Consider the following 1,157-nt stretch of genomic DNA (forward strand, 5'->3'; position numbering starts at 1 on the left):
CGCACAGCCCGGGCAGGTCCGAGGGCAGGCCGCGCAACACCGGGGCGTACTCACCCGGATCGCTCACCGCGCTGTGCTCGGCCCACCGCCGCACCCGCCCACCCGGCTTACCCTCGAACGGGCCCGTACCCGCCCCGCCGCTCATCCCCGGCACCCGACCGTGGCCTGGACCGGGCGGGCCACCCACGCGTACACCTCACGCTCACCCACCGACTCCCACGGGCGCAGGTACACCTCGCGCACCACCCCTGATCCGCGCACCCCGGGGGCCTGGGCCACCGCCCCGTCCAACGCCGCGTAGGCGCCCATGATCCGGGGGTGGTGGCAGTCCCGGCGCTCCACCCGCGCCACCCACCACTCTCCGCCCGGCTCGATCCGCAACGCCACCTCCGCCTCCGGTCGCGCCGACCCCGTGTAGGGGACCGCCACCTCGATCGACGCCGGCCCGTCCGGTGTGGGCATCCGGTGGTAGAGCACCCAGGTCCGCTCACCGGCCACCGCGCCCTGGTGAACCAACACCCGCCGCAGTCGCTGCTCCGCCTCCAGGTAACCCTCCACCAGGTCCTGTTGGCCCACTCTCACCCGCACACAGGCCACCGCGCACTCCCCCACCCGCTCGACCCCGACCGGAAAACCACCCGTGTCCGGAGCGCCCGGCCCGCCGCCCTCCAACAGGGCACAGGCCTGCGCCACCATGGACCGTCGCGAGGACGCCACCTGTTCCTGCACACGCCACCACCCGCGGACCAGCCCCGCACCCTCCTGCGGCGGCAGCGCCAGAACCCGCGCCACCATCGACAACGGCATCCCCGCCCGCCGCAACGCACAGACCCGCTCGGCCACCGCCACCTGGCCCTCGCCGTAGAACCGGTACCCGTTGTCGGCCACCCGGCGCGGCACCAACAACCCCGACCGTTCATAGAGGCGCAGCGCCTTGAGCGACAACCCCGAACGCCGGGAGAACGCCCCGCGCCCCCACTCACCTGATCCGTCCACCGTGCTCATGGCACCCGAGTGTGGCACCTGCCCCAAGGGCGCGGTCAACCCCCGCACAGGAGCGGGCACCGCGCAGGCATCGAACCGGTGTTCGCACCGCCCCCACCACCTCACACACCGACCACGACCCACCCGCACGCGCCCGGCCACTACGCTCACTC

At 74.0% G+C, this 1,157-nt stretch carries 1 protein-coding gene; it reads right to left on the bottom strand.

All coding sequences use genetic code 11. The features are described from left to right. Positions 1–141 precede the first annotated feature (141 nt). A complete protein-coding gene (locus DSY14_RS27835) occupies positions 142–1,005 on the bottom strand; it encodes a MerR family transcriptional regulator (protein WP_249188583.1) in 864 nt (287 codons plus the stop codon). Positions 1,006–1,157: the final 152 nt, after the last annotated feature.

The organism is Nocardiopsis sp. MG754419, assembly GCF_018207095.1.
Lineage (GTDB): Bacteria > Actinomycetota > Actinomycetes > Streptosporangiales > Streptosporangiaceae > Nocardiopsis.